This window comes from Enterobacter wuhouensis, from assembly GCF_035835995.1.
GTDB lineage: Bacteria > Pseudomonadota > Gammaproteobacteria > Enterobacterales > Enterobacteriaceae > Enterobacter > Enterobacter wuhouensis.
The window spans coordinates 192,710-215,490 of record NZ_CP142124.1 but is presented as its reverse complement, the minus strand read 5'-3'; the positions used below and the strand labels follow the sequence as shown (position 1 = coordinate 215,490).

Annotated in this window: 20 protein-coding genes and 2 pseudogenes; 12 read left to right on the top strand and 10 right to left on the bottom strand. The window is 56.3% G+C overall.

Annotated features, from left to right (window positions below; genetic code table 11):
• Positions 1-37 precede the first annotated feature (37 nt).
• Positions 38-910: an ROK family protein gene (locus VPX56_RS01080; RefSeq protein ID WP_326469362.1), complete on the top strand. Its 873-nt coding sequence runs from the start codon at positions 38-40 to the stop codon at positions 908-910.
• Here the strand turns inward: VPX56_RS01080 and selB are convergent.
• The 5 genes from selB to VPX56_RS01055 form a co-directional block, all read right to left on the bottom strand.
• The gene (selB, locus tag VPX56_RS01075) at positions 907-2,745 is read right to left on the bottom strand and encodes a selenocysteine-specific translation elongation factor (RefSeq protein ID WP_326469360.1); all 1,839 of its coding nucleotides are present in this window, start codon (positions 2,743-2,745) and stop codon (positions 907-909) included. The two genes, VPX56_RS01080 and selB, sit on opposite strands and share 4 nt — an antisense overlap.
• The gene (gene selA, locus VPX56_RS01070; RefSeq protein WP_326469358.1) at positions 2,742-4,127 is read right to left on the bottom strand and encodes an L-seryl-tRNA(Sec) selenium transferase; all 1,386 of its coding nucleotides are present in this window, start codon (positions 4,125-4,127) and stop codon (positions 2,742-2,744) included. The genes selB and selA overlap by 4 nt, the downstream gene beginning before the upstream one ends.
• 103 nt (positions 4,128-4,230) lie before the next feature.
• Complete coding sequence (locus VPX56_RS01065; protein ID WP_326469357.1) at positions 4,231-4,839, bottom strand: glutathione S-transferase; 609 nt, start codon at positions 4,837-4,839, stop codon at positions 4,231-4,233.
• A 94-nt stretch (positions 4,840-4,933) separates the two neighbouring features.
• Entirely contained in the window at positions 4,934-6,070 is a 1,137-nt protein-coding gene (locus VPX56_RS01060) for an HlyD family secretion protein (protein WP_326469355.1), read from the bottom strand.
• Between the two features lie 2 nt (positions 6,071-6,072).
• Positions 6,073-6,429, bottom strand: coding sequence for a DUF3302 domain-containing protein (locus VPX56_RS01055; RefSeq protein WP_326469354.1), 357 nt, complete (start codon positions 6,427-6,429; stop codon positions 6,073-6,075).
• 576 nt (positions 6,430-7,005) lie between these two features.
• Here VPX56_RS01055 and VPX56_RS01050 point away from each other — a divergent pair.
• The 11 genes and pseudogenes from VPX56_RS01050 to trmL all read left to right on the top strand — a co-directional run bounded on the left by VPX56_RS01050 (position 7,006) and on the right by trmL (position 19,637).
• Entirely contained in the window at positions 7,006-8,913 is a 1,908-nt protein-coding gene (locus VPX56_RS01050) for a PTS mannitol transporter subunit IICBA (protein WP_131634689.1), read from the top strand.
• 109 nt (positions 8,914-9,022) lie between these two features.
• On the top strand, positions 9,023-10,171 hold the full coding sequence (gene mtlD / locus VPX56_RS01045) for a mannitol-1-phosphate 5-dehydrogenase (RefSeq protein ID WP_326469352.1): 1,149 nt from the start codon (positions 9,023-9,025) through the stop codon (positions 10,169-10,171).
• Positions 10,168-10,758 carry a mannitol operon repressor MtlR gene (mtlR, locus tag VPX56_RS01040; protein WP_263611044.1) on the top strand — a complete coding sequence of 197 codons (591 nt, stop codon included), beginning with the start codon at positions 10,168-10,170 and terminating at the stop codon, positions 10,756-10,758. Before mtlD ends, mtlR begins: the two co-directional genes overlap by 4 nt.
• A 58-nt stretch (positions 10,759-10,816) precedes the next feature.
• Positions 10,817-11,179, top strand: a complete 363-nt coding sequence (locus VPX56_RS01035; protein ID WP_131634686.1) for a YibL family ribosome-associated protein — start codon at positions 10,817-10,819, stop codon at positions 11,177-11,179.
• A 283-nt stretch (positions 11,180-11,462) separates the two neighbouring features.
• Positions 11,463-12,104: a SadB/YajI family lipoprotein gene (locus tag VPX56_RS01030; RefSeq protein WP_326469349.1), complete on the top strand. Its 642-nt coding sequence runs from the start codon at positions 11,463-11,465 to the stop codon at positions 12,102-12,104.
• A gap of 41 nt (positions 12,105-12,145) precedes the next feature.
• Positions 12,146-12,229, top strand: a pseudogene (locus VPX56_RS22990) (ESPR domain-containing protein); the annotation flags it as partial.
• Positions 12,230-12,460: 231 nt separating this feature from the next.
• Positions 12,461-15,187: pseudogene (locus VPX56_RS01025) on the top strand (YadA family autotransporter adhesin); the annotation flags it as partial.
• 292 nt (positions 15,188-15,479) lie between these two features.
• On the top strand, positions 15,480-17,135 hold the full coding sequence (gene lldP, locus VPX56_RS01020) for an L-lactate permease (RefSeq protein WP_131634683.1): 1,656 nt from the start codon (positions 15,480-15,482) through the stop codon (positions 17,133-17,135).
• Positions 17,132-17,905: a transcriptional regulator LldR gene (gene lldR, locus VPX56_RS01015; RefSeq protein WP_131634682.1), complete on the top strand. Its 774-nt coding sequence runs from the start codon at positions 17,132-17,134 to the stop codon at positions 17,903-17,905. The genes lldP and lldR overlap by 4 nt, the downstream gene beginning before the upstream one ends.
• On the top strand, positions 17,902-19,089 hold the full coding sequence (gene lldD, locus VPX56_RS01010; protein WP_131634681.1) for an FMN-dependent L-lactate dehydrogenase LldD: 1,188 nt from the start codon (positions 17,902-17,904) through the stop codon (positions 19,087-19,089). Before lldR ends, lldD begins: the two co-directional genes overlap by 4 nt.
• A 77-nt stretch (positions 19,090-19,166) precedes the next feature.
• Positions 19,167-19,637, top strand: coding sequence for a tRNA (uridine(34)/cytosine(34)/5-carboxymethylaminomethyluridine(34)-2'-O)-methyltransferase TrmL (gene trmL, locus VPX56_RS01005; RefSeq protein WP_131634680.1), 471 nt, complete (start codon positions 19,167-19,169; stop codon positions 19,635-19,637).
• Between the two features lie 32 nt (positions 19,638-19,669).
• Here trmL and cysE read toward each other — a convergent pair whose 3' ends face one another.
• From cysE to VPX56_RS00980, 5 genes are all read right to left on the bottom strand, one after another.
• A complete protein-coding gene (gene cysE, locus VPX56_RS01000) occupies positions 19,670-20,491 on the bottom strand; it encodes a serine O-acetyltransferase (protein WP_010426365.1) in 822 nt (273 codons plus the stop codon).
• 76 nt (positions 20,492-20,567) lie between these two features.
• Positions 20,568-21,587 (bottom strand): NAD(P)H-dependent glycerol-3-phosphate dehydrogenase, encoded by a 1,020-nt coding sequence (gene gpsA / locus VPX56_RS00995; RefSeq protein ID WP_263611041.1) that lies wholly within the window; start codon positions 21,585-21,587, stop codon positions 20,568-20,570.
• Positions 21,587-22,054, bottom strand: a complete 468-nt coding sequence (gene secB / locus VPX56_RS00990; RefSeq protein WP_014068374.1) for a protein-export chaperone SecB — start codon at positions 22,052-22,054, stop codon at positions 21,587-21,589. The genes gpsA and secB overlap by 1 nt, the downstream gene beginning before the upstream one ends.
• A 32-nt stretch (positions 22,055-22,086) precedes the next feature.
• Complete coding sequence (grxC, locus tag VPX56_RS00985; RefSeq protein WP_010426371.1) at positions 22,087-22,338, bottom strand: glutaredoxin 3; 252 nt, start codon at positions 22,336-22,338, stop codon at positions 22,087-22,089.
• Positions 22,339-22,349: 11 nt separating this feature from the next.
• The gene (locus VPX56_RS00980) at positions 22,350-22,781 is read right to left on the bottom strand and encodes a rhodanese-like domain-containing protein (RefSeq protein WP_089598266.1); all 432 of its coding nucleotides are present in this window, start codon (positions 22,779-22,781) and stop codon (positions 22,350-22,352) included.

The following is a 22,781-nucleotide window of genomic DNA, read 5'->3' as shown; positions in this document are numbered from 1 at the left end:
ATACTTAACAGTTCAAGGGCTCACGAGGAACGACGCGATGCAGCTGTTTATCGGCTTTGACGTAGGTGGAACGCACATCAAACACGGCGTGATTGATGAGAACGGCAGGGAAATTGTGTCTGATGAATACGATACGCCCGAAGATGAAAACGCCTTCAAAAAGAAGTGGAAAGCGGTGGTTGCCGCCTATCAAAAGGAACATGACATCGCTGGCATCGGCGTGAGCTTTCCCGGCCACATCAATCACCATACCGGCGAAGCGGCAAAAGCGGGGGCGCTCGACTACCTTGACGGCGAAAACCTGTGCGAACTCTTTGCTGGCCTGACCGATCTCCCTGTCACCATTGAAAACGACGCCAACTGCGCGGCGCTGGGTGAACGCTGGCAGGGCGCGGGCAAGGACTACGCGCATTTCGTGTGCATCACGATAGGAACCGGCATCGGCGGGGGGATCGTGATGGAAGGCGATCTCTATCGCGGCTCACACTATCGGGCGGGAGAGTTTGGCGTGCTTCCGGTCGGCAATAACGGCGAGTGCATGCACGAGGTGGCGTCTGCCAGCGGCCTGATGAAGGCCTGCAGCCGCGCGCTGCGGCTTTCTGAAGATGAAATGCCCCACGGCGAGGAGCTGTTCAAGCGCATGGAGAGCGACGTCCATCTGCGCGAAGCCATTGAAGAGTGGGCGCATTTTTTGTCCCGCGGCGTTTACAGCGTGATCTCCATGTTTGACCCACAGGTGGTGCTGATTGGCGGCGGAATTAGCGAGCAGGAGAAAATTTACCTCCTGCTCGATAAGTATTTGCAGCGGTTCGAAGAGTGGGAAGCGCTCAAGGTGCCCATTCTGCCCTGCGAACTCGGTAACCAGGCGGGACGGCTGGGCGCGGTCTGGCTGGCGAAGCAGAACGCTTAGGGGAACAGCTGCGCGTCGCGAAGCACGTGGTCATTGCCGCGACGGCGCGTAAACCCAATGCGGTTGAAATACTCCAGGATCTGGATGGCCAGCTTGCGCCCCACGTTAAGCCGGTCGCGGAAGTCCGCCGCACAGGTCGATCCCCGCGCCCGGTCAAGCTCGCGGATCATGTTGGCAAACGCCACAATCCGATCGTTACGGTAATAACGATCTTTCACGATCGCCACTATTAGCCCCTGCTGCGCCGCGTGGCGTAACACCTGACGCATTATCTGCTCGTCGGTATTCGTTTCGCGGGCGAGATCGCGAACCCACCACGGCTCATCGCCGAACAGAGGAGCCGCTTTTAGCCAGGCTGCTTCCTGCTCTGCGGTAAAGCCCGCCTTATGATCCGGCAGATGCAGCCAGCCGTGATGGCTGGCGATCTCGCCGCTTTCGCGCATGTTTTCAATCAGCAGCAGTACCAGCGCATCGTCTTCCATCGGCAGCGCCATGCGCCGCAGACGTTCACGACCGGGGCCGGGTTCATCCTGATGCTGCTCATGATAGGTCGCAAGCGTGGTGAGGATTTTACGCTGCCAGCGCGCCGCAACGGGCGCATTCAGCAGGCTGTAACCGGACTGGATAAAGCCGGGCTCCTGGGTCAACAGGCGCAAACCCTCTCCGCTCAGCTGGCGGGCCCATGCAAAATCGGCAAGGTTGACTGCGCCCCGTTCGAGATGGACCAGCAATGCGGATTTATCATCGCTGGCCTGCGCCAGCGTCGCCAGCCACTGAAGATACTCTGGCTTACGCTTGCCGCGACGCGGCGGATTGAGCGTCACCACGCGCGCGCCTGCCAGCGTTTCCCGCGCCGAGATGTCGCGCAGCACCAGACGATCGTTGTCCGCCAGCCAGAGCGGGGAATCGAACACCAGTTCAGCGAGGTCGTTCTCCAGCAGCGATACGCGCCCGGTGATATGGCTGGCCGCATGGTGAATATGCAGCGGCTGCCACTGCGTGAGCGGAGTATGGGCCTGCAGGGCAACAATCACCCGTTCGGACGGTTCAGGTGGTGCATCAGCAAGCAGCCAGTCTCCCCGATTAAGCTGCTCTTTTTCTGCATCACCGGCAATATTCAGCGCAATACGCTGCCCGGCATACGCCCTCTCCGTTGGCTGATTCTGGGCATGCAGTCCGCGCACGCGCATGGGCTTGTTAACGCCCGTGAGCCACAGCGTGTCGCCTACCTTCAGTTCGCCGCTCAGGGCCGTTCCCGTCACCACCAGGCCTGCGCCCTTTACGGTAAACGCGCGGTCGATAGCCAGGCGGAAAAGATGGTGATCGGCGTGCTCGCGAGAGCTCAGCTGCTGCAAATGGTCGCGAAGTTCGTCAATACCGCGTCCTTCTGTCGCCACCGTGACAAACAGTGAAGCATCCGAAAAACCAAACTCGCGCAGCGTCGCCTGCACCCGATCGCGTACCTCCTCAATACGGGCGTCATCTACGCGGTCGGCTTTGGTCAGCGCAACGGTCAGCTGCGGGTTGCCCGTAAGCTGCAGGATCGCCAGATGCTCGCGCGTTTGGGTCATCACGCCGTCGTCGCAGGCCACCACCAGCAGGGCATGGTCAATACCTCCGACGCCCGCCAGCATGTTAGAAAGAAACTTTTCGTGGCCGGGCACGTCGATAAACCCCAGCACGCGGCCATCCGGCTGTGGCCAGTAGGCATAGCCCAGATCGATGGTCATACCGCGCTTTTTCTCTTCCGGCAGACGATCGGCGTTTACGCCGGTGATTGCCTGCAGCAAGGTGGTTTTTCCGTGGTCGACGTGACCGGCGGTGGCAATAATCATTTCAACAACATCTCCAGAAAACGCGCTTCATCTTCAAGACAGCGTAGATCCAGCCACATTCGGCCATCGTAAATTCGCCCGATAATCGCCGTCGGCAAGGCTCGCCAGCGCGCCGACAGCGCCTCAAGCCGGCTGCCGCGCCCGTCGCGCGGCGTGAACGTCAGCGCTTCGCTCGGCAGCCTGTCGACCGGCAGCGACCCGCTGCCGATTTGCGACTGGCAGGATTCGAGGCGCACATCAAAATCAGCATAGTGCGGCGCGATCTCGGGCAACAATAATTCCCCCTGCGCGCGAATCGAAGCCGCGTCGCGGGACAACATACGCAGCGTTGGCAGGCGCTCGGCCAGCTTCTCCGGGTGGAGATAAAGCCGCAGCGTGGCGTCCAGCGCGGCCAGCGTCATTTTATCGGCACGCAGGGCGCGCTTCAGCGGGTGCTGCTGCAGTTGCGCTATCAGCTCGCGCTTGCCGACGATGATCCCCGCCTGCGGCCCGCCCAGCAGCTTGTCGCCGGAGAAGCTGACCAGGCTTACGCCCGCCGCAATCATCTCCTGCACCATAGGCTCTTTTGGCAGCCCGTACTGGCTCAAGTCCACCAGCGAACCGCTGCCGAGATCGGCAATCACCGGAATATTCAGCTCGTGACCTATTGCGGCCAGCTCCGCCTCGTCGACCGTTTTGGTAAAACCTTCAATATGATAATTACTGGTATGCACCTTCATCAGCAGCGCGGTATTTTCATTTACCGCCGCGCGATAATCTTTCGCATGCGTGCGGTTTGTGGTGCCGACCTCATGCAGCGCACAGCCGGCCTGGCGCATGACGTCAGGAATGCGAAACGCCCCGCCTATCTCCACCAGCTCGCCGCGCGACACCACCACCTCTTTGCCGCTCGCCGTGGCGGCCAGCATCAATAGCACCGCCGCCGCGTTGTTATTCACGATACAAGCATCTTCCGCCCCGGTGATCCTGCAGAGGATATCCGCCAGCGCGCGGTCGCGGTGGCCGCGCCCTGCTCCGTCCAGATCGTACTCCAGCGTGACCGGGGAGCGCATGGCCTGCGTGACCGCCGCCACCGCCTCGTCGGCCTGTTGCGCACGCCCGAGGTTGGTGTGCAGAACGGTTCCCGTCAGGTTAATCACCGGGCGCAGCGCGCTTTGCGCATTCTCAGCCAGCCTCAGCTCAACTTCCCGCTCCCACGCTTCGCACCAGGCGGGCAACGCATTCTCCGCCTGAATATGGCGCCGGGCTTCGTCCTGAAGCTGGCGTAGCATCTCGACCGTCGCGGTATGGCCGAACAGCGCCAGGGCAGCGTGAACGCGAGGCTCACGAAGCAAACGATCGGTCGCGGGAATTTGGGTATAGAGGGAGTGATGAGTTGTCATGAAAGCGCCTGGCGAGTGAATATCTTCCCCCCTCCCGACGGGAGAGGGAGTTAACATGTGGTGGGATTGTACCGCCTCCCGCCGCGAAGTGTTATATCCCGCATCAAGCCTTTGGCGGTTCGGTCTGGGCAAAGCTTTCGCGCTGGAAGAGGGTTTCCGCCAGCTTCACCAGCTGCGGGCGCTCCACGCACCAGCCGGGGGACACGCGGCGGAAATTGAGATAGCCAATCGCGCAGGCGATGGCAATCGTCGACAGGTTTACCTCCTCATTCTTAATTTTACCGTCCCGAATGAGCTGCTCGCACATGTCCAGGCTGCGGCTGATTTTTTCACGCTGGCGCAGCAGCTCGGTTTCTGACTGCTGCGCGGCAGGTCTTGCCTGCTCGCGTACGGAGGCCAGCCCCGCATCCATAATGCCATCGGCCAGCGCTTCAATTTGCTTTATCGCCAGCGCAGCCTTAGGGTCGGCGGGCAGCATCCGCGGCGCTACGCCGAGCAGCTCGATGTAGCCGGCAATAATGGGGGAATCAAACCAGCATTCGCCTTCGTCCGTCACCAGCGCAGGGACTTTCCCCAGCGGGTTGTACTGCGCCACGCCGTTTTCGGCGTTGTAGGGCTGTTCATTTATGAATTCAAACTCAATCCCTTTCTCCAGCAGGAGAATCGAAATTTTACGCACGAAGGGACTGGTGTAGCTGCCGATGAGTTTCATTGCCTGATCCTGAATATCCATAAAGAAATCAGTATGGATCAAGGCGAAAAAAAAGGCAGGTATGCGTATCGCATTCCTGCCTCCGTCGGGGAGATTAATGATCCAGGTAGAGGTAGTGCATCCAGCTGGTCATGCGTAACAGGACCTTACGCATCACCGAAACGTGGGCGAAGTGGTCAGAATAGACCGCCACCTGGGCATAAATGCCGTCCGGCAGGGCATCGACATCCGCGTTTGGCTCCAGCTCGATGAGCGCCTGCACGCCGTCGGTACCCGGCACAACGGTCAGCGCCTGCAATGCGCCCTGCGCCTGATAAGATCCTCCGGGCACCACCGGCAGGACGCTGGTGAGTTTGCCGGAGAAGACCTGGCCCGGCAGCGCGTTAAACACCACTTCCGCCTCATCGCCCGGCTTCAGGCGCAGCAGCGAGTTCTGCCGGAACTGCGCCACGATCTGACGTTTCTGTTCAGGAATAAACACCATCACCGGGCGCAGCGGCAGCGCGGCGGCGTAGGTTCCCGGACGGATTAGCACCTGGGTGATATAGCCGTTGCTTGGGGCACGCACCACGGTCTGATCGAGGTTATAAGTTGCTTCGGCTAGCTGGGCGCGCAGGGACGCAATCTGCGACTGCTCGCCATTGACCATGCTGTCCAACTGGCTTTGTATCTGCGTCTGTTCTGCAACGGAGCCTTTCACCATCGCATCCTGCGCGAGATAGTTCTGACGGGCGTTATCGATATCGCTCTCAGAGAACGGGTTAACCTTCGCCTGGCTGCCTTTCAGGTAGCGCTGATAGTCTTTAAACAGACGGTCGCGTTCGGCGGACACGCGGGTGGTGTTGGCGACCGCTTCCGAAAGCTGCGCTTTCAGGTTATCGATATTGTGCGTGGCGGTTACCAGGTCAGCCTTCAGCCTGTCGACGCGCGCCTGGTAGCGGCCCGGATCGAGTTTAAATAACACGTCGCCTTTTTTAATGAGCTGATTATTTTTATCGGTCACTTCCGTGACGATCCCCGTTACCTGCGGCGTAATCGGAATAGAAATAACCGCCTTTTGCGCCGTAAAGGTATACGGATGGTTATAGTTCATTAACAGAATGAGGCCCGCAACAATAAAGACGCCGCCCAACGTTGCGGTGGCGAGCGTCCATTGATTGACCGGAATACGGAATATTTTAAAGATAGCCCACGCGAAGGCCACATAGGTCAGAATAATTAACAGATCCACGATCAGTGCTCCAGCGTTTTTTTATCAGCAGCGGGCTGTGCCGCGGCGAGCTTTTGCTCTAACTCTGCCACGCGTTCGGTCAGGGCATCCATGCCGGGAACCTCATCAGGCGTGGCGATATGATTCTGCATACCCCAACCGCGGTCTTCCCGGTACAGCGTGGCCCAAATCCACAGGAACGGCCAAATAGCATGGAGCGTGAACAGGCTGATCCAGCCCGCCGTATGAATCGCATCGGCATGCGGATGGTTACGCTTTTTGGCCATATTATAGGGAATGTCATGAATAGCGATGATTCCGTAAAACAGAACCAGGAATACAAAAATTAATACGCCCAGCGCGAAATAGTTGAGAAACATATTCTCCTCACTTTAACAACGTCAACTCATTAAATTAATAAAATGATAAGCAATCTAATTAATTTATTTTTAAATACAGAGCCTGCATTTATTATTTCAGAGCCGGGGAGTATGGTTTTTTATAATATCTCCACGCAAGTTTATAAACGTGTCAAAATATATCCTGAATAATAATCTACTTAACCTTACATTATGAGCGTAATCCAGCTTTAACTTTTTCGCCAAATGCACCCAGACAAATCCGCATAAAAATATTTTGTGAATTCAGTCACATTCCAGAAACAAACTCACGACAACCTAGTGTGACAACAGTCACAAAACAGAGGTGATTTTGCTGCTTTTCTGGCCGTTGCATTTATTTTGTACCGTGTTTTTGTGATGCAGATCACTTCAATAATCTCCCTACCCCCTACATTTACGTGACTGCGATCACATAAATTTTCGCCGTCTGGACAGTTGAACGATTCAGTGCCAGATTTCACAGCATCAGAACAGGGCCCGGCTACCTCTGCCGCCGCACATTAACGATAAACCTCGGGCCGCAAGCCTAAGCGTAAACATAAGAAGGGGTGTTTTATGTCATCCGATTTCAAGATCAAAGTTCAAAGCTTTGGTCGTTTTCTCAGCAACATGGTGATGCCAAATATCGGCGCGTTTATCGCGTGGGGTATCATCACCGCATTGTTCATTCCGACAGGGTGGTTGCCTAACGAAACGCTGGCGAAACTTGTTGGCCCAATGATTACCTATCTGCTGCCGCTGCTCATCGGTTACACCGGTGGCCGTCTGGTTGGCGGTGACCGCGGCGGCGTGGTGGGTGCTATCACCACCATGGGCGTGATCGTCGGTGCGGATATGCCGATGTTCCTCGGCGCCATGATTGCCGGTCCTCTGGGCGGCTGGGCGATTAAGAAATTCGACGTCTGGGTTGATGGCAAGATCAAGTCCGGCTTCGAAATGCTGGTGAACAACTTCTCCGCGGGCATCATCGGGATGATCCTCGCGATTCTGGCGTTCCTCGGCATTGGCCCTGCGGTTGAAGTCCTGTCCAAAATTCTGGCGGCGGGCGTTAACTTCATGGTGGCGCACGACATGCTGCCGCTGGCGTCTATCTTTGTTGAACCGGCGAAAATCCTGTTCCTCAACAACGCCATCAACCACGGTATCTTCTCACCGCTGGGTATTCAGCAGTCTCACGATCTCGGCAAGTCCATCTTCTTCCTGATTGAAGCGAACCCGGGTCCGGGTATGGGCGTACTGCTGGCGTACATGTTCTTTGGTCGCGGCAGCGCGAAGCAGTCTGCTGGCGGCGCGGCTATCATCCACTTCCTGGGCGGTATCCACGAAATTTACTTCCCGTACGTGCTGATGAACCCACGTCTGATCCTGGCCGTAATCCTCGGCGGTATGACCGGCGTGTTCACCCTGAGCGTGCTGGGCGGTGGTCTGGTTTCTCCGGCTTCCCCGGGTTCCATCCTGGCGGTACTGGCGATGACCCCGAAGGGCGCTTACTTCGCTAACATCGCGGCAATTTGCGCGGCAATGGCGGTCTCCTTCGTTGTCTCTGCCATCCTGCTGAAAACCAGCAAAGTGAAAGAAGAAGACGATATCGAAGCGGCGACCCGCCGTATGCACGACATGAAAGCGGAATCCAAAGGCGCAACCCCGCTGGCGGCTGGCGATGTCTCTAACGACCTGAGCCACGTGCGTAAAATCATCGTTGCCTGCGACGCCGGTATGGGCTCCAGCGCAATGGGTGCAGGCGTACTGCGTAAGAAAGTGCAGGATGCGGGCCTGACCAACATCTCTGTGACCAACAGCGCGATTAACAGCCTGCCGCCGGACGTTGACCTGGTGATCACGCACCGCGATCTGACCGAACGCGCCATGCGTCAGGTACCGCAGGCGCAGCACATTTCCCTGACCAACTTCCTCGACAGCGGCCTGTACACCAGCCTGACCGAGCGTCTGGTCGCGGCGCAGCGTCACGAAGACAACGAAGTGAAAGTGCGCAGCAGCCTGCAGGACAGCTTTGACGAGAGCAACGCTCACCTGTTCAGGCTGGGCGCGGAGAACATCTTCCTCGGCCGTACCGCGAGCACCAAAGAAGAGGCGATTCGCTTTGCCGGCGAGCAGCTGGTGAAAGGCGGCTACGTTCAGCCAGAGTACGTTGATGCGATGCTGGAACGTGAGAAGCTGACCCCGACCTATCTGGGTGAATCCATCGCGGTTCCGCACGGTACGGTTGAAGCGAAAGACCGCGTGCTGAAAACCGGTGTGGTGTTCTGTCAGTATCCGCAGGGCGTGCGCTTCGGCGAAGAAGAAGACGATATTGCCCGTCTGGTGATCGGTATCGCCGCTCGCAACAACGAGCACATTCAGGTGATTACCAGCCTGACCAACGCCCTGGATGACGACACCGTCATTGAGCGTCTGGCCAACACCACCAGCGTAGAAGAAGTTCTGGCACTGCTGAACAAGTAAGTTCCGGTCTATCCCCTCTCCCCTTTGGGGAGAGGGCTAGGGTGAGGGGAAAGTTATGCGGTTCCTCACCCCAGCCCTCTCGGGTAAAAACATTAGGAAGGTTAATACTATGAAAGCATTACATTTTGGCGCAGGTAATATCGGTCGTGGCTTTATCGGCAAACTGCTGGCAGACGCGGGCATTACGCTGACATTCGCCGATGTGAATCAGGTCGTCCTGGATGCCCTGAATGCCCGTCATAGCTATCAGGTCCACGTGGTGGGCGAAAACGAGCAGGTTGAAACGGTATCGGGCGTGAATGCGGTGAGCAGCATCGGCGACGATGTTATCGATCTGATCGCCAGCGTTGACCTGGTCACCACGGCGGTAGGCCCGGTGGTGCTTGAGCGCATCGCCCCTGCGGTCGCTAAAGGCCTGGCAAAACGTAAAGCACAGGGTAACGACGCCCCGCTGAACATCATCGCCTGTGAAAACATGGTGCGCGGCACCACGCAGCTGAAAGGGCACGTTCTCGCCGCCGTTGCGGATGAAGACAAGACCTGGGTTGAAGCCCACGTTGGCTTTGTTGATTCCGCCGTTGACCGTATCGTTCCGCCATCAGAATCCGCCACCAACGATCCGCTGGAAGTCACCGTGGAAACGTTCAGCGAGTGGATCGTTGATAAAACCCAGTTTAAAGGCGCGCTGCCGACCATCCCGGGCATGGAGTTAACCGATAACCTGATGGCATTTGTCGAACGTAAACTCTTCACGCTGAACACCGGGCATGCTATAACCGCGTACCTCGGAAAATTGGCCGGTCATCAGACCATCCGTGACGCGATTCTCGATGAGAACATTCGCGCTGTGGTAAAAGGTGCAATGGAAGAGAGCGGCGCGGTGCTGATCAAACGCTACGGTTTTGATGCTGAAAAACACGCAGCATATATCCAGAAAATCCTCGGTCGTTTTGAAAATCCGTATCTCAAAGATGACGTTGAGCGCGTGGGCCGTCAGCCGCTGCGCAAACTGAGTGCAGGCGATCGCCTGATTAAGCCGCTGCTCGGCACGCTGGAATACGTCCTGCCGCACGCCAACCTGGTGAAAGGGATTGCCGCCGCGATGCACTACCGCAGCGAGCAGGACCCGCAGGCGATTGAGCTGGCTCAGCTGATTGATGACAAAGGCGCGCAGGCTGCGCTGGCGCAGATTTCCGGTCTGGACGCCAACAGCGACGTGGTTGTGGAGGCGGTTGACGCGTATAACGCAACCAAATGATGCAGAATGCGGCGCAGGTAAGCCTGCGCCCAAACAACAGATTGTCAGATATGCAGGCAATAATGGAACAAACCCAGGCCTTTGAAAATCGTGTGCTTGAGCGTCTGAATGCTGGCAAAACCGTACGAAGCTTCCTGATTGCCGCCGTCGAACTACTGACCGAGGCGGTGAACATTCTGGTGCTTCAGGTGTTCCGCAAAGACGACTACGCGGTAAAATATGCTGTAGAACCGTTACTGGACGGAGACGGACCGCTGGGCGATTTGTCGGTACGCCTGAAGCTGATTTACGGTCTTGGCGTGCTGAGCAGGCCGGAATATGAAGACGCTGAACTGCTGATGGCGCTGCGCGAAGAGTTAAATCATGACGGTAACGAATACAGCTTTACCGATGATGAGATTCTGGGGCCCTTCGGCGAGCTGCACTGCGTGACCGCACTGCCCCCTGCCCCCCATTTTGATAACAGCGATCCAGAGCTGTACGCGATGCAAAAGCTGCGTTATCAACAGGTTGTCCGTTCCACAATGGTCCTTTCCCTGACTGAGCTGATTTCCCGAATCAGCTTAAAAAAAGCGTTTCAGAAGTAAGCCCGCGCACATTGGTGTATCCTTCCCTGTAAATCCCCCGTTTTTAGAGTCATTTGTCATGAAAGAAGTCGAAAAGAACGAAATTAAACGCCTGAGCGACCGTCTGGATCTGATCCGCCACCAGATGGCTGGCCTCTCCCTGGTCGATTCCGCCGAGAAGTACGCCGAGCTGGAGAAGGAAGCCGCCACGCTGGAAGCGGAGATCGAGCGCCTGCGCGAAGTGAAAGGCCAGAAGCTGAGCAAAGAAGCGCAGAAGCTGATGAACATGCCGCACCGTCGTGCGATCACCAAAAAAGAGCAGGCCGACATGGGCAAGCTGAAGAAAAGCGTCCGTGGTCTGGTGGTGGTACACCCGATGACCGAACTTGGCCGCGAAATGGGCCTGAAAGAGATGACCGGCTTCGCCAGAACTGAATTCTAAGATTTGCTGTTTACCGTATCTCAGGCAGTTATCTGTTCAATCAGATAACTGCTTTAATTTAATCCCCCCTCTTACTCGCTGAAATACTATCCCGCACGCCTTTACACCCGCTCAAACATTCTTACCATGAATGATTCACTCAAAATAAATAATACTAAACACAGAAATTAGGAATACTAAATTATATTTAAAGATTTCAAATGATAATCTTCGACACGTTTTGCAATTTTTTATTACAAGAAAAGGATAACTTCTTGTTAAGACATAACGTTAAGGAAGAACTATGTTTGCCGTTAAATCTCTTTACTATTCATTAATCATATCATTGCCTTTTATTCTATCCGGCTGCGACAGAAAACTCGACACATTTGACGCCGCAGAATTCAGCGCGCAGCAGCTAGTCCAGTTAAAAAGAATTGAGCAACTTGAGAAACAGCAACAGATTCTTGTGAATAATGAAAAAGTTATTGCTAAAGCGGTCGGCCATATTGATGCCAGAGAGAAGGCTTCAACCTATACAGAACTCGATCCAACCCAAACCCGCTTTTTTGTTTTGAATAACGGTTCGATTGGGCTGGCAGGCCGCATTATTTCAATCGCCCCGACCACCGATGGAAGCATCATTCATATTTCGCTAGTTAATCTTTTAAGCGTACCTGTTGCTAACATTGCCTTCCAAATGGCATGGGGAAACGAAAGGCCCAAAAACAAAGAGGCGCTTACTCGCTGGCAGCAGCTTTTATTTAGCACAAAAATGGATTCAAGCATCGAGTTACTGCCTGGGCAATGGAAAGATATTGACCTTACATTGAAAGGCGTATCACCGAACAACCTTAAATATCTGAAAATGAGTATTAATATGGACAATCTCATTTTCGGCACAAATAAAACGTCAAAATCTGACGTTAAAAAAAGTAAAAAATAAAGCGTCAACATTTTAAAGACTAATGAAAAGGACCTATCACTTTGAACAAAATTTTTAAAGTTATCTGGGATGCATCCACTGGCACATATAAAGTAGCAAGTGAGACTGCAAAAAGTCGTGGAAAAAAAACCGGCGCTAGAAAATTAGTCTTGTCCGCATTAATCGGCATGAGCAGCCTGGCGTCAGCAGGTAATGTGTTTGCCAATACCGGGAACGATACGGGCACAGGCGTAACCGAAGAGGGTAATCCAGCAGGAAACGGCTGGATTGCAATCGGTACGGGCGTAACGGCAAATACCTATACCAGCGGTGATGGTGCCAGTGCAGCACTGGGCTATTACTCTTCCGCAATGGGTCTCTGGAGTACCGCAATTGGCTCCTACAGTAAATCCGACGGCGACGCATCGCTGGCGCTGGGTGTTAAAGCTAGCTCATCTGGCGACCGCAGCATTTCTGTGGGTGCATCTTCTAAGGCTAGCGGTAGCTATTCAATGGCATTGGGCGTAGTAGCCAATGCAACTGGCACCGATTCCGTCGCCTTAGGTAACGGCGCTAAAGCTACCGGCAATGACACTGTCGCACTGGGACACAAAGCGGATGCTAACGCCGTCGATTCTATTGCTATCGGTAATGGTGCAACCGCCAGCGGCGATCAAAGTATCGCACTTGGTAAAAATGCAGAAGTTACGGCCCTCAATTCCGTTGCACTCGGTGATGGTTCTAGTGCAGCCGAGGATAATACCGTTTCAGTAGGGAATGCGAATACACAACGCAGAATCACTTATGTCGATAAAGGCGTAATTACCGCCAGCAGCACCGATGCAGTTAACGGGTCGCAGCTCTATAACTTGAGCTCATCCGTGGCCACCCGCCTGGGCGGCGGTGCATCCGTAAACGTAAACGGCACGGTAAATGCCCCTAAGTACGTATTAAGCCACGGCACGTATAACAACGTTGGTGACGCTTTAGTCTCCATAGATACCTATGTGGCCGACATTTCTGAAGATGCTCTGCTGTGGAACGACGCTGCCAGTGCATTCAGTGCCGCGCACGGCACCACTACCACTAACAAGATCACCAACGTCGCGGCAGGCGCTCTGGCCGCAGACAGCACTGATGCCGTTAATGGCTCACAGCTGTTTGCTACCAATCAGGACGTGGCCCAAAACACCACTGATATCACCACCCTCAATAACAACGTCACTGACATCACTACCTCTATTACGGGCCTGACCGAGAATGCGCTGCTGTGGGATGAAACCGCCGGTGCATTCAGCGCCGCTCACGGCTCCTCTGGCACCAGCAAGATCACCAATGTTGCCGCAGGCAACCTGGCGGCGGACAGTTCCGATGTGGTTAACGGTGCGCAGCTGTATGCAACCAACTTGCTGGTTGAGGAAAACAGCGAGGCCATTAGCCAGATTGCCGGGGATACCAGCACGACATACATCACGAATAACGGCTCTGGGGTGAAGTATGTGCGCACTAACGATACTGGCTTAACCGAAGACGATGCGCATGCGTCGGGTATCGGTGCGACAGCTATCGGATATAACGCCGTTGCGTCTGGGGCGAGCAGCCTGGCTCTTGGTCAAAACAGCACGAGCAGCATCGATACCGGTATTGCGTTAGGCTCAGGCTCGATCGCCGATCGAACCGTCGTCGCCTCAAGTAAAGCGACGCAAACTAACAGCGATGGCACTATCACAGTGGGCCATGACACCACCGATCGCACTCTGCTGGGCGCGCTGTCATTGGGTAAAGACGGTGAAAGCTATCGCCAGATCACCAACGTTGCCGATGGTACTGAATCGCAGGATGCTGTAACCGTACGTCAGCTGCAAAATGCAGTCGGCGCCGTTGCCACGACAGCAAGTAAATATTTCCATGCAAACTCCACGCTCGAAGATGCCCTGGCTGTTGGCACTGACGCTATTGCAGTGGGTGCAAAAACGGTTGTGAACGGCGATGCGGGTGTAGGTATGGGTACGGGTTCTATCGTTGACCAAACAGCGACAAATGGTATCGCCATCGGGACCAACGCGCATGCAAGCTACGCTGACAGCATCGCGATGGGCAGCAACTCGATGACTACCGTGGGCGCTCAGAGTGGATACACGGCTTACAACCTGAGCGACGCGCAAACTTCTGTAGGTGAATTCTCGGTTGGCAGCTCAACCGGTCAGCGCCAGATCACTAACGTTGCCGCTGGCTCTGCGGACACTGATGCAGTTAACGTCGCTCAGCTTAAAGTCACCGACAGCAAAGTGGCAGAAAACACCACGAATATCTCCAACCTTGTAAATCAGTACAGCAGCCTGGATAACCGCGTAACCACGCTGGAAACGTCCCTGGGTGATATTACTGTATCCGGCGGTTCCGATTATCTGGCGGTGAATTCAACTGGCGATGTTGCTATCGCAACAGGTGATGAAAGCGTGGCGATTGGCGCATCGTCCACGGCGTCAGCCCACAACAGCGTGGCGTTAGGGTCGGGTTCCATCGCGAATGAGGAAAACACGGTATCTGTCGGTTCTTCAAGCCAACAGCGTCGTATTACCAACGTCTCGGCGGGGGTAAATTCCACTGATGCTGTTAACGTGGCTCAGCTGAAAGCTTCCGAAGCAGGTACCGTGCGTTACAACACCAACACTGATGGCTCTGTGGACTACAGCGTAATCAACCTGGGTGACGGAAACGGCAGCACCACGCGGATTAGCAACGTATCGGCAGCGGTAAACGATACCGACGCCGTTAACTATGCGCAGCTAAAACAAAGCGTTGAATCGGCGAACACCTATACCGACCAGAAAATGGGTGAAATGAACAGCAAGATCCGCAACGTGGAAGACAAAATGAGCGGGGGTATTGCCTCTGCAATGGCCATGGCAGGCCTGCCTCAGGCTTACGCGCCAGGCGCCAGCATGACCTCTCTCGCGGGAAGTACCTATAACGGTGAAACCGCCGTTGCGCTGGGCGTTTCAATGGTCAGTGAGAGCGGTAGCTGGGTCTACAAGCTGCAGGGGACCAGCAACAGCCAGGGCGATTACTCCGCGGCCATCGGTGCGGGTATTCAGTGGTAATACGGTAACAACAATAGCGTTAATCCTGACAATGGCGATATCCCTGAGGTATCGCCATTTTTTTCTGACGAATAAAATTGGCCCAACCAATCACTCAGCCAACCCTTTCCTGGTTCACACTTCCATTATTTTCGCTCACAAAATCATTGCTCACCCATAACATTTGGTTAACCATTCATTGTCATTAACCCTACATCACAATATTGGCAGGACCACTTTTACACAGACTGTGACGCAGAGATGAGCGCAGACTCACCCGCTATTCAGACCGTGTGGTCCCCAGGAGACCTGCATGAGCCTCTGGCAACAAAACTACGATCCGGCCGGAAATATCTGGCTATCAAGCCTGATCGCATCGCTTCCGATCCTGTTCTTCTTCTTTGCGCTGATTAAGCTCAAGCTGAAGGGCTACCTTGCCGCGACGTATACCGTTGCCATTGCGCTGATGGTGGCGCTGTTCTTTTACAAAATGCCGGTCGATCGCGCGCTGGCCTCCGTCGTGTATGGCTTCTTCTACGGCCTGTGGCCGATTGCGTGGATCATCATCGCCGCCGTCTTTGTCTATAAAATCTCGGTGAAAACCGGGCAGTTCGACATTATTCGCTCGTCGATTCTCTCCATCACGCCGGACCAGCGCCTGCAGATGCTGATCGTCGGCTTCTCCTTCGGGGCGTTCCTGGAAGGAGCGGCAGGTTTCGGCGCACCGGTGGCGATCACCGCCGCGCTGCTGGTCGGGCTGGGCTTTAACCCGCTGTATGCCGCCGGCCTGTGCCTGATTGTGAATACCGCGCCGGTCGCCTTCGGCGCGATGGGGATCCCGATTCTGGTGGCCGGACAGGTGACCGGGCTGGACAGCTTTGAGATCGGCCAGATGGTGGGCCGCCAGCTGCCGTTCCTGACCATCATCGTGCTGTTCTGGATCATGGCGATTATGGACGGCTGGCGCGGCGTGAAGGAGACGTGGCCTGCGGTGATGGTGGCGGGCGGTTCGTTCGCCATTGCCCAGTACCTGAGTTCAAACTTCCTCGGCCCGGAACTGCCGGACATTATTTCATCCCTGGTATCACTGGTCTGCCTGACGCTTTTCCTGAAACGCTGGCAGCCGGTGCGCATCTTCCGCTTTGCCGATATGGGCGCGTCGCACGTGGATCAGACCCTCGCCCGCACCGGCTATACCGCCGGGCAAATCGTCCGCGCCTGGTCACCGTTCCTGTTCCTGACCGCCACCGTGACGCTGTGGAGCATTCCGCCGTTTAAAGCGCTGTTCGCTCCGGGCGGCGCGCTTTACGACATGGTGGTTAACATTTCCGTGCCGTTCCTCGACAAGATGGTTGCCCGTATGCCGCCGGTCGTACACGACGCCACGCCGTATGCGGCGGTGTTCAAGTTCGACTGGTTCTCCGCCACCGGCACGGCGATTCTGTTTGCCGCTATCCTTTCCGTGGTGTGGCTGCGCATGAAGCCTGCCGCCGCGGTGCAGACCTTTGCGGCGACGATTAAAGAGCTGTTGCTGCCGATCTACTCCATCGGCATGGTGCTGGCGTTCGCGTTTATCTCGAACTACTCCGGCCTGTCGTCGACGCTGGCGTTAGCGCTGGCGCACACCGGGCACGCGTTTACCTTCTTCTCGCCGTTCCTCGGCTGGCTGGGGGTATTCCTGACCGGTTCTGATACCTCATCGAACGCCCTGTTTGCCGCCCTGCAGGCGACGGCGGCGCAGCAGATTGGCGTGTCGGACGTGCTGCTGGTCGCGGCGAACACCACCGGCGGCGTGACCGGGAAGATGATCTCTCCGCAGTCCATCGCCATTGCCTGTGCGGCGGTAGGGCTGGTGGGGAAAGAGTCTGACCTGTTCCGCTTTACCGTTAAACACAGCCTGATATTCACCTGCATGGTGGGGGTGATCACTACCCTGCAGGCCTATGTCTTAACCTGGATGATTCCATGATAGTGATGCCCAGACGCCTGTCCGACGAGATTGCCACTCGCGTGCGGGCGCTGATTGAAGAACAACAGCTGGAGGCGGGCATGAAATTGCCCGCCGAACGCCAGCTTGCCGCCCTGCTTGGCGTGTCGCGTAATTCACTGCGCGAAGCGCTGGCGACGCTGGTCAGCGAAGGAGTGCTGCTGAGCCGTCGCGGCGGCGGTACTTTCGTGCGCTGGCAGCATGACGACTGGTCCGAGCAAAATATCGTCCAGCCGCTGAAAACGCTGATGGAAAACGACCCGGACTACAGCTTCGACATTCTTGAAGCGCGCCACGCCATCGAAACCAGCACCGCCTGGCACGCGGCGATGCGGGCAACCGAGGCCGACAAAGAGAAGCTCAAAGCGTGTTTTGAAGCCACGCAGAGCAGCGACCCGGACATCGCCTCTCAGGCGGACGTGCGTTTCCATCTGGCGATTGCCGAAGCGTCGCACAACGTGGTGCTCCTTCAAACCATGCGCGGGTTCTTCGACCTGCTGCAATCCTCCGTGAAGCAGAGCCGACAGCGCATGTATCTGGTTCCGCCGGTTTTCGCCCAGCTAACCGAACAGCACGAGGCGGTGCTCAACGCCATTCTTGCCGGAGATGCCGAAGCCGCGCGCAAGGCGATGATGGCGCATCTCGGCTTCGTGCACACCACCATTAAACGATTCGATGAAGATCAGGCCCGACAGGCGCGCATTACCCGCTTGCCCGGCGAGAGTGATATTTCCAGGGAGAACAAAGCATGATTATTTCAGCAGCCAGTGACTATCGCGCCGCGGCGCAGCGCATTTTGCCGCCGTTCCTGTTCCACTATATTGACGGCGGGGCCTATGCCGAACATACCCTGCGCCGCAACGTGGAAGATTTGTCGGATGTCGCCCTGCGCCAGCGCGTGCTGAAGAATATGTCTGACCTGAGCCTTGAAACAAAGCTGTTCAATGAGACACTCTCCATGCCGGTGGCGCTTGCACCCGTCGGCCTATGCGGCATGTATGCCCGCCGTGGTGAAGTCCAGGCGGCGGCGGCGGCGGACGCCAAAGGCATTCCGTTTACGCTTTCTACCGTGTCCGTCTGCCCAATCGAGGAGGTCGCCCCGACCATCAAGCGCCCGATGTGGTTCCAGCTATACGTCCTGCGCGATCGCGGCTTTATGCGTAACGCCCTTGAGCGCGCCAAAGCGGCGGGCTGCTCGACGCTGGTCTTTACCGTGGATATGCCAACGCCGGGCGCGCGCTACCGTGATGCGCACTCCGGCATGAGCGGCCCGAATGCCGCCCTGCGCCGCTACTGGCAGGCGGTTACTCACCCGCAGTGGGCATGGGACGTCGGCGTAAACGGTCGTCCGCACGATCTGGGCAACATTTCTGCCTATCTCGGCAAACCGACCGGGCTTGAAGATTACATCGGCTGGCTGGCGAACAACTTCGATCCGTCCATCTCGTGGAAAGACCTGGAGTGGATCCGCGAATTCTGGGATGGGCCGATGGTGATCAAGGGGATCCTCGATCCGGAAGATGCCCGCGATGCAGTGCGCTTCGGCGCGGACGGGATCGTCGTCTCTAACCACGGCGGACGTCAGCTTGACGGCGTGCTCTCTTCTGCGCGCGCGCTGCCTGCCATCGCAGATGCAGTGAAAGGGGACATCGCGATTCTGGCCGACAGCGGCATCCGCAACGGGCTGGACGTAGTGCGTATGATCGCCCTGGGCGCAGACAGCGTGCTGCTGGGACGTGCGTACCTGTACGCGCTGGCAACCCACGGACAGGCCGGGGTCGCTAATCTGCTGAACCTGATCGAGAAAGAGATGAAGGTGGCGATGACCCTGACCGGCGCGAAGTCGATTAGCGAAATCAGCCAGGATTCACTGGTGCAGGAGCTGCGCAAGCTGCCTGCCGCGCTGGCACCGCTGTCGCAGGGCGACGCGGCTTAAGGAGCTTCCCATCACCCTAGCCCTCTCCCCAAAGGGGAGAGGGGATGCTATTCTGCCCCCGAAATTAAGGGGGCAGCATGCTTAACATCGTTTTATTCGAACCAGAGATCCCACCGAATACCGGCAATATTATCCGCCTGTGTGCCAACACCGGCTTTCGTCTGCATATCATTGAGCCGATGGGCTTTGCGTGGGACGACAAACGCCTGCGCCGCGCGGGGCTGGATTATCATGAATTTACCGCCGTGGTTCGCCATCACGATTACGCTGCGTTTCTCGATGCCGAAAAGCCGCAGCGCATGTTCGCCCTGACCACCAAAGGCACGCCAGCGCATAGCGCCGTGAGCTATCAGGCAGGTGACTATCTGATGTTTGGCCCTGAAACGCGCGGCCTGCCAGCCTCGATTCTGGATGCCCTGCCTGCTGAACAGAAAATTCGTATTCCGATGATGCCGGACAGCCGCAGCATGAACCTGTCGAACGCGGTGTCGGTAGTGGTGTATGAAGCCTGGCGCCAGTTGGGTTATCCCGGTGCGCTTTTAAGGTAGGCCCGGTAAGCGCAGCGCCACCGGGCGTTTTCTCAGATACCGTCACCGTACTCAAACGTATGGTGGATGCCGTTGAAGTGCTGATCCATATCCATAGACGGTTTATCGCTGTCTGGCTTGCCGACAATGCGTGCCGGTACGCCAGCGGCGGTGGTATGTGGCGGAACAGGCTGTAAGACCACCGAACCCGCACCAATCTTCGCCCCACGCCCTACCTCGATGTTACCGAGGATCTTGGCACCCGCTCCAATCATCACCCCTTCACGAATTTTCGGATGGCGATCGCCGCTGGTTTTACCGGTACCGCCCAGGGTGACAGACTGCAGGATCGAGACGTCATCTTCAATCACCGCGGTTTCACCGACCACAATGCCGGTGGCGTGGTCGAGCATGATCCCACGGCCAATTTTCGCCGCCGGGTGAATATCGACCTGGAAGGTAACGGACACCTGATTTTGCAGGAAGATCGCCAGCGCGCGGCGGCCCTCATTCCATAACCAGTGGCCGATGCGGTAAGCCTGGAGCGCGTGGAAGCCTTTCAGATACAGCAGCGGCGTCGAATATTTATCGACCGCCGGGTCACGCGTACGCACGGCCTGGATATCACAGGCGGCAGAGGCGATCATTTCCGGGTCAGCGGCATAGGCCTCTTCCACCACTTCACGAATGGCAATGGCGGGCATGATCGAGGAGGCCAGCTTGTTAGCGAGCATGTAGCTCAGGGCGCTGCCGAGGTCTTCGTGCTTGAGTAGCGTCGCGTGATAGAAACTGGCCAGCATAGGCTCGCAGTCGGCCAAAGCCCGAGCTTCGGCTTTTATATTGTTCCAGACGATATCCAGTTCTTCACACGGCATTGCTTGCTCCAGACGATAGTATAATGACCAGCCAGTTCTGCGCTGGCTGGGTCATTCAGGTGACGATAGTTCCCGGCTAGTTGCTGCTGCGCTCGTCCTTGCGCGCACGACCTAATAAGGTCAATGCTGCCTCGCGCGCATTTTTTCCGCAATACAATACCTGATAAATTTCCTCGGTTATTGGCATTTCGACACCAAAACGGTGCGCCAACTCGCGAACTTCTTTGGTATTGCGGTAGCCTTCAACCACCTGGCCAATCTTCTCCTGCGCGCCTTGCACATCGCTGCCCTGTCCGAGCATCATGCCAAAACGGCGGTTACGCGACTGGTTGTCGGTACAGGTCAGCACCAGATCGCCCAGCCCCGCCATGCCCATAAAGGTGGCAGGATCGGCGCCCAGCGCTTCGCCCAGGCGCGACATTTCGGTCAGGCCACGCGTGATCAGCGCAGTACGCGCGTTCGCACCAAAACCGATGCCGTCAGACATCCCGGCACCGATGGCAATCACGTTCTTCACCGCCCCGCCCAGCTGCACGCCGATGAAATCGGGGTTGCTGTAGACGCGGAAGCTTTTGCCGCAGTGCAGCAGCTGCTGAAGATCGTCGGAGAAGGCCTGATCGGTGGAGGCCAGCGAAATCGCCGTCGGCAGGCCAGCGGCCAGCTCTTTGGCAAAGGTCGGGCCGGAGATGACCGCCAGCGGGATCTCATCCCCCAGCGCTTCGCGGGCAACGTCCTGCAGCAGCCGTCCAGTTTCCGCTTCAAGGCCTTTCGTTGCCCAGACAATGCGTGCATCAGAACGCATCAGCGGCTTTATCTGACGCAGGACTTCGCCAAAGACATGGCTTGGCACCACAATCAGAATGTTGCGGCTGGCCGCCAGGGCGGTTGCGAGGTCGCTTTCCAGATGCAGAGAGTCCGGGAACGGAACGTCCGGGAGGAACGCCACGTTGCAGCGGTCGTGTTGCAACGTCGCGATATGTTTGGGATCGTGGCCCCACAGGACCACGTCGTGACCATTTCTTGCCAGCGTGATAGCAAGAGCGGTGCCGTAAGAGCCGGCACCGATCACAGTCATTGACGCATTAACAGTGCTCATCAGGCATCCTGATGTTGTTCGGCACCTTCGCCAGCCTGCTGCTGCAGATAGTTCATGAACAGCGCATCGAAGTTAACTGGCGCAAGGTTCAGCTGCGGGAATGTACCGCGAGATACCAGGCTGGTGATGCACTCACGCGCATACGGGAACAGAATGTTCGGGCAATATGCGCCCAGGCAATGCGCCATCTGGTTGCCTTCGATACCGCCAACGGAGAAGATACCGCCCTGCTGTACTTCGCACAGGAATGCAGTTTCTTCGCCCAGAGACGCGGTAACGGTCACACGCAGTACGACTTCATACACGTCATCCGCCAGCTGGGTGGATGCGGTATCAAGATCAAGTTTAACCTCTGGCTGCCAATCTTTCTGGAAAACGTGTGGCGCATTTGGCGCTTCGAAAGAGACATCCTTGGTGTAGATGCGCTGGATCTGGAAAGTCATTTCGGTGTTGTTTTGTTCTGACATGGAAAAACCCTTTTTAATTGTCCTAAAGTCTCTTAGCTCAGCAGCGGATCGAGTCCGCCACGGGCGTCGAGCGCATACAAGTCATCACAGCCGCCAATGTGCTGCGCATCAATAAAAATCTGCGGAACCGTTGTGCGACCACTACGTTGGATCATCTCTTCGCGTTTAATCGCATCACCATCGATCGGCAGTTCCTGGAAGGTGACGCCTTTACTGTTCAGCAGCGCTTTCGCACGGTGGCAGAACGGACAGGTTGCTTTGGTGTAGATCTCAATATTGGCCATCACTCAACTCCTTATTTACCGCGAACCAAAGGAAGATTTTCCCCGCTCCAGCCGGAAATGCCTTCTTTCAGTACCGTTACGTTTTCGAAGCCTGCTTTATGCAGTGCGTTGGCAGATTCCTGCGCCTGCATACCGGTGCCGTCAACAACGATGATCGGCTGGGCTTTATGTTTTTCCAGTTCACCAATGTTGTTCGCTTTGATTTCAGCAGGCAGCAGGTTAATAGAACCTGCAATGTGGCCTTTGCGGAAATCGTCGCGCTGGCGCAGATCGACAACAACGGCGTCTTCTTTGTTGATCAAACGCGTCGCTTCACCACGGGTGATCACCTTAATTTTAGACGTCAATCCCTTAAAGGTGGTGAACAGCACAGCGGCCAGCAGGCCAATCCACGCGATGCTCAGAACCGGGTGGCGGCTAACAAATTGCATAATTTCTTGCAT